General features: G+C 67.0%; 7 protein-coding genes. 5 read left to right on the top strand and 2 right to left on the bottom strand.

The genetic code is table 11. The annotated features are described in order from the left end of the window. Position 1 precedes the first annotated feature (1 nt). From cmr6 to KF837_25235, 4 genes are all read left to right on the top strand, one after another. Entirely contained in the window at positions 2-1,213 is a 1,212-nt protein-coding gene (gene cmr6 / locus KF837_25250; protein ID MBX3230650.1) for a type III-B CRISPR module RAMP protein Cmr6, read from the top strand. After that, on the top strand, positions 1,210-2,481 hold the full coding sequence (locus KF837_25245) for a TIGR02710 family CRISPR-associated protein (GenBank protein ID MBX3230649.1): 1,272 nt from the start codon (positions 1,210-1,212) through the stop codon (positions 2,479-2,481). Before cmr6 ends, KF837_25245 begins: the two co-directional genes overlap by 4 nt. A gap of 249 nt (positions 2,482-2,730) precedes the next feature. Then, positions 2,731-3,891, top strand: coding sequence for a DUF1016 family protein (locus KF837_25240; GenBank protein ID MBX3230648.1), 1,161 nt, complete (start codon positions 2,731-2,733; stop codon positions 3,889-3,891). 228 nt (positions 3,892-4,119) lie between these two features. Further along, complete coding sequence (locus tag KF837_25235; GenBank protein ID MBX3230647.1) at positions 4,120-5,658, top strand: virulence RhuM family protein; 1,539 nt, start codon at positions 4,120-4,122, stop codon at positions 5,656-5,658. 625 nt (positions 5,659-6,283) lie between these two features. Here KF837_25235 and KF837_25230 read toward each other — a convergent pair. Continuing rightward, complete coding sequence (locus tag KF837_25230; GenBank protein ID MBX3230646.1) at positions 6,284-7,333, bottom strand: hypothetical protein; 1,050 nt, start codon at positions 7,331-7,333, stop codon at positions 6,284-6,286. Positions 7,334-7,662: 329 nt separating this feature from the next. On the opposite strand from KF837_25230, the gene KF837_25225 reads away from it, so the two are divergent. Then, complete coding sequence (locus KF837_25225; GenBank protein MBX3230645.1) at positions 7,663-9,603, top strand: hypothetical protein; 1,941 nt, start codon at positions 7,663-7,665, stop codon at positions 9,601-9,603. Positions 9,604-10,621: 1,018 nt separating this feature from the next. Here the strand turns inward: KF837_25225 and KF837_25220 are convergent. Further along, entirely contained in the window at positions 10,622-11,179 is a 558-nt protein-coding gene (locus KF837_25220; protein ID MBX3230644.1) for a hypothetical protein, read from the bottom strand. Between the last annotated feature and the right edge of the window lie 87 nt (positions 11,180-11,266).

The following is an 11,266-nucleotide window of genomic DNA, read 5'->3' as shown; positions in this document are numbered from 1 at the left end:
GATGCGCCAGGTCCTGAGGGATTCGATCGGCCGCGATGTCCCAGACCATCTTGGTCTCGCGTACGACGCGTGGGCGCCCACGGAAGTTGCCGATGGCAAGATCAGCGATGTCAACCGACGTCCGTGGCTGGACAAGCTCGCCGAGCTTGCAGTGTCGCCCGACTACGCAAGCAGCTTCGAGCGCTGGAAGGCGAGCTTCTCGGCGGCCGGAGATCGCCTCGCCGAGCTCACCCTCGCGAGCCGCCTGCTCATCGGACACGGCAACGCGAGTGCGATGGATGTCGGCCTCACGGTGCATCACACGTGGGGCGTACCGGTCATCCCCGGCTCAGCGCTGAAGGGCCTCGTCGCGCACTACGTCGACGCGACCTACGGGCCTGCCGAGCCCAACAAGAAGCCCTGGGAGCAGCAAGGCGACGAACGCGCACGAGCCGACTACCAGGGCGTGACGTGGAACCGGCGACGCATCGAGCGCGGGCCCGGCGCTGTCTACAGGGCGCTCTTCGGCGCGCCCGACGCACGTGAAGACGAAGCGATGCGGGAAAACGGCTTCGCTGCGGGGGCGGCGGCTGGGCTCGTGACGTTTCACGACGCCCTCTACGTGCCCGGCAGCCTCGCCGACAACAAGCCCTTCGCGACCGACGTGCTCACGGTGCATCAGAAGGGCTTCTACGACTCCTCGGGCCAGAACCTGCCGAACGACTACGATAGCCCGACCCCGGTCGCATTCCTCACGGTGCGGCCCAAGTGCCGCCTCCTGCTCGCCCTGGGTGGGCCGAGCGAGTGGACGGAGCTTGCCGCGCAGCTCCTCGCCGATGCGCTCAAGAACTGGGGCGTCGGCGGCAAGACTGCCGCTGGCTACGGGCTCGGCACGGTGGGTGACTGGAAGGCCCCTGAGCCGCGGCGTTCGAGGGCCGAGCAGGCCGTTGCCGACATGGCGAAGTACGGCAAGGACGCCCTGAGCGGCGACATCGAGAAGTGGCTGAGAGGCGAAGCCGCCACGGGGCCCATGCGTGAGCTGCTCTCCGCTGCACCCGACGCTACGACCAAGGAGCACCTGCACGTCGTTCGAGCGATCGGCGCGAAGTTCGACCTGCGCGCCGCGTGGACCAACCGCCTCACGAACAAGAAGGCCGACGAGCAGAAGAAGGCTCGGGCGCGTGCCCTCATCGAGGCGTGGGACAAGCTGTTCTCGGCAGGAGGGCGGACGTGAGCGGCTCGACCCTGTTGATCTGCACCGTCGGAGGCAGCCCGGAGCCGATCGTCGCGGCGCTCAAGCAGTGGCGCCCCGTGCGCGTCAGGTTCGTTCACACTCCTGCCACCAAGGGGAAGATCGCCGAGATCCTCCCCAAGGCGCGTGAGGAGGGCGTGGACCTCGACGCTGGGCGGTACGACCTGCTCGAACTCCCGGACGAACAGGACTTTACGAGCTGCGTCGAGCACCTCCGAGCGCTCACCGACGAGGTGCGTGCGTGGGCAGCACGCGGCGACGGTTGCCAGGTCGTCGTGGACATCACGGGTGGTACGAAGTGCATGACCGCAGCGATGGCCATCCAGGCGAGTCACTGGCCGTGCTTGTTCTCATACGTCGGCGGCAAAGAGCGCACGAAGGACGGGGTGGGCATCGCGGTCTCCGGATCGGAGATCGTCCGTCACGCTCAGAACCCGTGGGACGCACTCGGCCACCAAGCCGTGGACGAGTTCGTCGTGCTGTTCGACCAGCACGCTTACCTCGCGGCGGCAAACGTCGCGGCCGCAACGATGCGGCGCGTGAGCCGCCCCGACCGCAAGCGCGAGCTGTCGTCCCTCGAGCAGCTCGCGAAGGCGCTTGAGGCGTGGGATCGCTTCGATCACATGACCAGCAAGAACCTGCTCGAGAGCGTCAGCAAGTCGGCGAACGATCTGCGTGCCGCGCTCGGCCCCACGAGAGGCGATCGTGTGCTCGCGGGCGCTGCTCAGCTTGTGACGCATCTCGGGCAACTGGGACTGGCGCAGCCTCCGAGTCGTCACCACGTGCTCGACCTCCTGGCCAACGCGAAACGCCGGAGCGACGAGGGCCGTTTTGATGATGCGGTGGCGAGGCTGTACCGCGCCACCGAAGCCATTGCGCAGGTAGCGCTCAAGGAAGGCCACGGGGTCGAAAGTACCGAGAAGGTCCCGCTGGAGCGGATCCCTGAGTCACTGCGCATCACCTGGGCGCCGCGGGCGGACAACGGCCTCATCCCGCTCGGCCTTCAAGACGCTTATGCGCTGCTCGCGGTCCTGAACGATCCCCTTGGGACCACGTTCCAGGGCGTTGGGCTGAGCGGTACGAAGTCGCCACTCGTTGCGCGCAACCGCTCGATCCTCGCCCACGGCTTCGAGCGCGTGTCCGACGCCGTCTTCGACAAGCTCTGGACCTCCGCGCTCTCGCTCGCGAATGTCGACGTTGCGAGCCTGCCATCCTTCCCCACGCTCGTGGATGCCGAGGGCAAGTCATGATCGAGCGCCCGCTGCTGATTTCCACCTGGGGGAAGAGCTCGCTCACGAGCGGCGCGAGCGCACACGACCGTGCGTGGCTGACGTCGCCCAAGGTCACGGCGACTCACTCACGACGTGGCGATGGCGACGGTGCGGCTCGGCCGACAGGGATGGGAAGGGTGCGTGACGAGACGTCGCGTCAGCGGGGTGCCCGAGCGAAGCCGAACCGAGAAACCAAGTCGTCTCCGGTCAAGAGGCGACCGTGAGGCCGTGACGAAGCGCTCGCGCAAGAGGCCCGCGATGGCGCGCACGACGAAGACGCCGACGGCGACTCGTCCGGTCATGCTCACGCGTGCGCCTGCCGGGTACGGGGAATGGCTCGCCGATCTGAAGGCGCGCATCCACGCGGCGCAGCAGCGAGCGGCGCTTGCCGTGAACCGTGAGCTGCTCACGTTGTACTGGCAGCTCGGGCGAGACATCCTCGATCGGCAACAACGTGCAGGTTGGGGCGCGGGGATCGTTGACCGTGTGTCCGCCGATCTCCGAGCGGCGTTCCCTGCGATACGCGGCTTCTCGCGCGCGAACCTCATGTACATGCGGGCGTTCGCGGAGGCGTGGCCGGAGGTTGGAGCAATCGTCCAACAGCCTGTTGGACAACTTCCATGGGGCCACAACCTCGTGCTTCTGGCCAAGCTGAAGACGAGGTCGGCGCGCCTCTCCTACGCGGCGAGCGCCTTGGAGCGCGGCTGGTCGCGCGCGGTGCTCGTGCACCACATCGAGATGCGGACCGTGGAGCGACAGGGCAAGGCGCTCACGAACTTCGCCGAGCGCCTGCCCAAGCCGCAGTCCGACCTCGCGCGCGAGACGCTGAAGGATCCGTACCGCTTCGACTTCCTCGGCATCGGCGCCGAAGCGAACGAGAACGAGCTCGAGGGCGCGCTCGTGCAACACATCACGAGATTCCTCCTCGAACTCGGCGCAGGCTTCGCCTACGTCGGTCGGCAAGTACACCTTCAGGTAGGCGAAGAGGACTTCTTCCTCGACCTCCTCTTCTACCACTTGAAGCTTCGCGCCTACGTCGTCATCGAGCTCAAGGCGACCAAGTTCAAGCCCGAGTACGTCGGCCAGCTCGGGTTCTACATGACGGCGGTCGACCGGCAGGTGAAGGCGCCGGAGGACGCTCCGACGATCGGCCTGTTGTTGTGCAAGAGCAAGGACAAGGTCGTCGCCGAGTACGCGCTTCGCGACTCGAGCAAGCCGATGGGCGTCGCCGAGTACCAGCTCGTGCAAGCGCTCCCGGCGCAGCTCGAGGCGAATCTCCCGAGCATCGACCAGATCGAGTCCGAACTCGGTGCCACACCAGTGTCCCTCGCAGACGCCTCGTCGCTGCCTATTGCATCGAAGGCGAAACCGAAGGGACGCAAGCAGTGACAAGCCGCAAAGGCGCGCTGACGTCCCTGGTTTCCGAGCACCGTCCGCGGCTAGTTCAAGCCGCACGAAGCTCAGTAGCAGGTGAGCTCCTTCTCGAGCAGAGACTTCGCAATGTTCATGGCCCTCGACATGTCGAGGTCACCGCCGCGATCGGGATGATGACGGAGCGCCGCCTCGCGGTAGGCGCGCTTCAACTCGTCGAGCGTGCACGGGTATGATCGCTCGACCTTGGACGCCGAGAACGTCTTCTACAACCCCGGCGACGCGGGAGGGAAGTTCGACTACGGCTACCGGGGCTCCCCGAGCATCGTTGAACTCGGATTCGATGCTTCCGAATCCGCTCACCGATTCGCTATCGAGTGGGGGCCCGACGCGATCCGTTGGCTCGTCGATGACCGGCTTGTCCACGAACGGGTCAACTGGAATCGCGCGCGCGGAGCAGGAGGCCCTTGCGTTTGTGCAGACTGGGCCGCGTCTGCGGGCAATCAGCTCCGGTTCTCGGAACGCCCGTGGTGGCGCCGGGCCGCCAAAGGCATCTGCGGCGAGGGGTATCCCCAGAGGGGTCGACGTGCTCGGTCGAGAGCCAACGCGGCTGCTGCCGATGGACGGGTCAACTTGCGAGGTAGAGCCCCCAGAGTTGGTGCGGTGGCCCAGTCCGATCGCTCACGGTCCAACGTGCCGTTCGGGACGCGCTCGGAGTCGCCGACCATGACGAAGTCGTCCGACGAAACGCCCAAGGGCGAGCTCATCGTCTACCAGACCGAGGATGGCCGCACGCGCGTCGAATGTCGCTTTGAGGGCGAGACAGTCTGGCTCACGCAGGCGCTGATGGCCGAGCTGTTCCAGACGACGCCGCAGAACATCACGCAGCACCTCCGCGAGATCTACGCGGAGGGCGAGCTCGACGAGGCGGCAACCTGTAAGCCGTTCTTACAAGTTCGCACCGAGGGCGCGCGTCAGGTCTCTCGCAACCTCCGCTTCTACAACCTCGAAGCGATCCTCGCCGTCGGCTTCCGCGTGCGGAGTCATCGGGGCACCCAGTTCCGCAAGTGGGCGAACGCGCGCGTGTCGGAGTACCTGGTCAAGGGCTTCACGATGGACGACGAGCGGCTCAAGAACCCGCCCGGGCCGGGCCAGACCGACTACTTCGACGAGCTGCTCGAGCGGATTCGCGACATCCGTGCGTCGGAGCGGCGCTTCTACCAGAAGGTCCTCGACATCTACGCGACGAGCGTCGACTACGAGCCGGACGCCGCGCTCTCGCAGCAGTTCTTCGCGACCGTGCAGAACAAGATGCACTGGGCCGCGCACGGGCACACGGCCGCCGAGATCGTCCACGAGCGCGCCGACAGCGACAAGCCCTTCATGGGCATGCAGACGACGCGGCCGGGAGGCGTGGTCCGCAAGGCGGACGCCGCGATCGCCAAGAACTACCTGACCGAGCCCGAGCTGCAGGTCCTCAATCGGATCGTGAACCTGTACATCGAGTTCGCCGAGCTCCAGGCGCTCGAGCGCAGGCCGATGACGATGCGGGACTGGGTCGACAAGCTCGACGACTTTCTCAAGGCGTCGGGCCGCAAGCTGCTCGACCACGCCGGGACGATCTCGGCCGAGGTCGCGAAGGCGAAGGCCGATCGCGAGTACGACCGCTACCGGGCCCTTCAGGACGCGAAGCCCCGCATGATCGACGCGGCCTTCGAGGCGACCGCCAAGCAGCTCAAGAAGCCCGAGCCGCAGCGAAGGCCGAAGAAGGAGCGCGGTCGGTGATGAGCACGAGCGTTCGCGCCGATGAAGGTTCGGGGCCAGGCCCTTCCACGGGCGCGCAACTCACACGGCCACCCTCATCACGACGACGGGCCAGACGTCCTCGAGGTCGACGACGCTCGGGAGCCACGGCGAGCGCGCCGGGCCCAGGGGCACGAGGCCTCCAGCCTCCGTACGTTCCGCTCCCCCTTGGGGACGCCCAACGAATCGCGGAAGTGGTCCTGATTCCGTGAGCTTAGCTAGAACGGTTTTCGCGATTCTCGGCCGAAAAGCCGAAACTCCGCCAAACCCTCGGGCGCTTCCTCGGCCACGTCTTCGCCCAAGAGCGAGGCCGGTAGCGGCGGGTGCGGCTGGCCAAACTTCGCGGACAGGGACGACGCGGCGGCCAGGTAGCGGCGCACTCGGCCGTCGCGGAGCATGACCGGCGAGGTGCAGCGGCACGTGGCGAGGAGCGGGGTCATGTGTTGCTCCGCCACTTCCTTCTGCCAGGTCGAGCTCGCCGAGGACGACCCGTCCGATGAGACCGAACGGGCGCCTTCCTCCGTGGCGAGGGGCGTGACGGGTGAGTGGCCACTCCACGGACCAGAGAGGTTTGGTCCTTCGACGCGCCCGGCGTCAGGACAGCGGACTACACACCGTCGATGCGCCGGCGGAGCTCGGTGCGGTCGTGGACGTCGAGGCGGCGATACACCTCGCGAAGGTGCACGCGCGCCGTCGCGAGGGAGATGCCGAGCTCCTTCGCGACGCTCGGCAACGATGCCCCTCTGGCGGCCCGCGAGGCGACCGCGCGCTGGGCGGGCGTCAGGAGGAGGAGGAGATCCTCGTTGCGAGCGTCGGGTGGCGATGGGCAAAGCGCGAAGAACGTCCGCGACGCGACTTCGCCTCGCGGCTTCGGACCGGAGCGCTTCGGATCGACGCGCGCGGCCTCGAGACGAACCTGCGCGTTGAGAGGAAGCGGGCGCGGCGGGCCCGGCGAATCCGCGCCGGCATCGAGACGTCGCGCGCGCTGGACGAGCAGCGTACGGAATCGACGTCGTTCCGCGGCGCTCTCGACGCCGAGATGCGTCGCGACGAACGCTTCGATCCCCGGCGCGAGGTGGACGGACTCGCTCGGCAGATCGACCCATCCCACGGGCACCGGTCCGTTCTCACCTTCACTCGCGAACGCGGCGCGCGGCAGCGCGGTCGCAAACGCAGCGCTGAGATGCGGATGCAGCAGCTTGAGGAGCACCGCGTCGTCGTCGTCGAACTCGCGTGCGCCGCGCGCGCGATAGAAGGCCATGAAGTGCGGCGCGCCGATCGCGTGAACGAGCGAGATCGCGGCGTCCTCGAAGTAGAACTCTCCGAGCCCGCGGAAGAGCGGGCTGCGACGCTCCTCCTCCGACGAATGCGTCTTCACGCGGAACGGCGCCCCGCGCGACGTCGCGAGGAAAGCCGGGGAGCGATCCCACGCGATGTTGCGCGTGTGGTGCGCGCGCCAGGCGTCCTCGACGTTCTCGACGTGCGCGAGCGGCGAGAAGCCGAAGCCCGGACCGAACGAGAGCGCCTGCACGTCGAGCGTCTTCATCAGCAGGCTGGCGAGCTCCGCCACGTCGCGTTCGTCAACGAGCCCCCGGTCGAGCAGGGCGAGCAGCGCGCGCAGCGCCGGCCGATCCATGACGTCGAGGCTATCGGACATGCGCGCCCTTGCTCTACTCCGTTGAGGTATTCCGCCCGCACGGCGGTACGGGCTTCGATCGTGCGATGAGCCGTGACGGTCTGAGCCGCCGAGGATGGAGCAACGGACCGCCTTGCCACAGGCTGGACGAGCGTCCGGCCGAATAGAGAGGGAATCGTATGTCCAAAATTGCTTTCATCGTCTTCCACGGACTCGTGGTCAGTCGCTTGCTCCGGAGATGTACGCACACGTTCGGGCGAAGCCCCTTGCGCCTTCGTCCGCTCACGGGGGCCATGGTGGGGAGCCTTTCGCGCGGGCGTCGGCTGGCTTCTGTTCTCGGATCGCTCCTCGTGGCGACGACGCTGGCGCGTAGCGCGAGCGCTGCGCCGCCGCTTCGCGTCGTGGCGATCGCCGACGGCAAGCACACGTACGAGGGCCATACGAGTCCGCTCTATACGATCAAGTATCCGATCCTTCTCGGCGCGGATGGGGAGGTGGCGTTCGACTCGGAGCCTGCGTTCGGCACGCCGATTATGGAGAAGGGCGGCAAGCTCGTCACCGTCGACACCGTCACGAGCGGCACTGGGAGCCTCCTCTCCCGCTTTGGCGATCTCGTATTCTTCCAGCACTTCGAAGGGAAGAACTACATCCAGGCGCGCGATCCGGACGGGACCGTGTCGACGCTCCTGGAGGAGGGCGAGGCCATCGAAGGGCAGGTCGTCGGACTCTTTTCCAACATTCGCACCAACGAGCGCGGCGACGTCATCGTCGCCGACGGCAACGCGGGCGTCTTCTCCAGAGCCTACAAGGGGCCCAAGAAGGCCCTTTCGATGCCCCCGAACATTGGCGGCGGCGCACACTGGCTCGACAAAACGGGCAAGTACTACGCGGTCCTGAACAACGACACGCCGATTCCGCCCGCGCCCGCCCTGGCCCCCAACGGGATCGCTGTGTGGACCGGCATGAGCGGCGCGGCTGGCACGAAGCAGCTCTGGTGGGAGGAGGCCTATCCCGGGAGCCCTCCGAACGCGCCGTCGTATCCGACGCCCATCGGGGTCGGGCGGACGGGCATCGTCGTCGCGTGGGCCAGGGCCCAGGCGGGAGACGGCTCGACCGTCAACCACGTCCTTACCGGCTCGGTCGGCGCTCCGGCGAAGGTCTTCGAGCGCCCGGGGCCATTGACGCTGAAGGCGGCCGATCCATACGCGGGCGGCCACAGCGTTTGCATGATGCGAAACAACGACTTCGCCTCCGACGAGTCGAATGCGGAGGGCGAAACTCAGGTCATGATCGTGGAGGGTGGCTCCCCCCGCGTCCTTGCAGGCAAGGACACGACGGTCGACGGGTACCACTTCGTGAGCAGGCACACCGCCGGCTGGGCGTCGAACGACGTCGGACAGCTCGCATTCGTGCACGACGTGACGAACGGCAGCGAGACGGTGCTCGGCCTCTTCCTCTACACGCCAGGCAAGGGCATCGAGACCATCCTCCGCGTGGGCCAAGAGGTCGAAATCGAGCCCGGGAAGAAGGTGACCGTCCACGGTATCGCCATCTCGAGCGCATGCAACGGCGGCGAAGCGATCACGCTCGACGACCAGGGGCGGATCGCGGCCGGGATCGACTTCAACGGAGATACGGGCGCGAGCGCGAACGCCGTCGTCGTCTCGGGGGCAACCTCTGCGCTCGGCACCGCCGACCTAGAGCTCGGCGAGCCGCGAAACCTAGTCGCGAAGACCAAACGGTACCAGATGGGTGTTGGATACCAATCTTGGGTGGATCTCGAGTTCGACATCCCGGCGAAGAACTTGGGCCCGGAGGCGGCGTCCACGACCTCGCTCGACGTCGTCCTCGGCGACGAGACCGGTCCCGACGGGAAACAAGTCGTCTCCCGCACCGAGTTCAGCTCCGTAAGCGAGGGAAACGCTCCGGTCTGCGAGCGTAAGGTGGGCGGCGGATACTCCAACCGCGACATGTCCTGTGCGCTCAAAGCCTTCGAACCTTCGCGCGAGCGTTTGATCCACCTCGTGATGTTGGTGGTCGTGTCGTCCAACAGCCACGTCGGAAAGGAGGTCTCGTTCGAGCTCGTCCTGAATTCGCCGAACGAGGGCCGATTCGACAACAACACACGCCGCGTGACGTTCAAGGTGCCGCCCGACCAGAACGCGCTGGGAAGCAGCGAGGCCGGCTGCTCGACGCTCGCGCCGCCGCACACCGACGGCTTTGGCCTCGGAGCTGGCCTCGCCGCCCTCGGCCTTCTCTGGGGTGTTCGGCGCCGGCGCCGAACACCCTGAAAGCAGTGCGCCCGTAAGATTCGAACTTACGATATCCGGCTTCGAAGAACGACTCGTTCCGCCATTTCGTCAGGGGTTTCTTGGGATTCGTGACAACACTACGACCACGTGTCCCAACCACGCCGCTTGCGCTTTACGAGCTACGCCACGAGCTCCACGACCGGCCTGAGCTCGAGGCACGCGCGGGTGACCTCGTCGCGTGGACAACCGTCGTCGTCTCCTTGGGGACGCTGACGGCTGTCCGCAACGAGCGGCGGACCCCCGTGCGGGGTTCTGGCCGGGTCTCGGGCGGCACGGCCGCGCCCAAGAGCGAGGCCGGCAACGGCGGGTGCGGCGTGCCGAACTTGGCCGAGAGCGACGACGTGGCCACGTCCGTGTGACCTGCGACCGTTAGGCGCCCGGTCGAAATTAACATATAGGCGATTGCACGTCGGCCGCCACTCGCGGCGGCCGACGTGCAATCGCCTATATGTTAGCTTCCCGTCGTAGTCGACGTTCCACGGCGCGACCGATGCGGCCGAACGGTTCGTCGCCGGTGCATTCCCATCGCAATGCGGCGACGCCGTCAGGTTCCTGCTGCTCTCCGGCCGGCGGCGTCGGTACCACTCACAGGCGCCCAGTCGGCGGATGACGCTCGATCGTCGCTCGAAAGCACTCACGCGCGGCGCGTCGGAGCCCTAGACGATGGGATCCAACGGAGATACGCGCACCTGGGCGTCATCCATCGGCAGCCGTGCCGGCGCTCTCCACGACCCCGACGCAAGATACGTCAGCCTCGTGTGGCGGCAGCACCACGTGCACCGGCCAACTCAGTTTGAGCTGGTCGAATGGATCAACTTGCAGGTGAAGAAGGCCCACGCAGCTACGACCGTGCGCTCGCGAGTGGTTGCCGTCGTCCTTCCGATCGACTTCGTGCCACGGTCGGACGACGCGGGCGCGGCGCGCCGCCGATGATCGCGTCGTCTCGCTGCCATTCCTGGCGACGCCCCTCGAAGGTGGCGGGGTCATCTCTGGCGAATCACTCGGGGCTGCGACGGTACTTCGCCGTGTCCTCGGTGATCCCGTCTTCCGACGCCATGAGGTATTCACCGTCTTCGTCGGTGCCGAGGACGTACTGCTCCTCCCAGCCTGGGGTGGATGCCCAGTCACTCCAGGTTTCCCCCCTGTCGTTGCTGGTCTGGGAGAGGACGTCCGAGTAGAAGATTCGACCGCTCTCGGCCCGGTAGCTGCCCTTCATCGTGCGGTCGCTGTTGGCTATCGTGCCGCGGACCACCACGACGGTCAGCCAAGTGCTGTTGTCGTAGTAGTGCGTGATGATGGAGACGCCGCCCCCTACGAGGGACCAACTGCCCACGAGCTGCGGGTCGATCGCCCCGGGGGTCGTCGGCGGAGCCGTGGCGCCATCGCCCCCCTCCGTGGCGCCATCGCCCCCTTCCGTGGCGTTGCCCGCATCGCTCCGGCTGTTGGTCGCGCTCTCGTTCGACGTCGTCGAGCTGCAGCCGATGGTGGCGGTCCCCGCCGCCGCGGCCGAGGCTGCGATTGCCACCGTGAACAGAACGAGCTTCTTCGGATTCATCAGCTTCTACTCCGCGGGTACACGCTCGTTGGCAGAGAGGGCCATCGTTCGATGGCCACGCCTCCCCTAGGGATTCTTTCGTGCACC

It is taken from the genome of Labilithrix sp., from assembly GCA_019637155.1.
Lineage (GTDB): Bacteria > Myxococcota_A > Polyangia > Polyangiales > Polyangiaceae > Labilithrix.
Note: the sequence above shows the minus strand (reverse complement) of the source record. Positions and strands in the feature narration are given on the sequence as shown.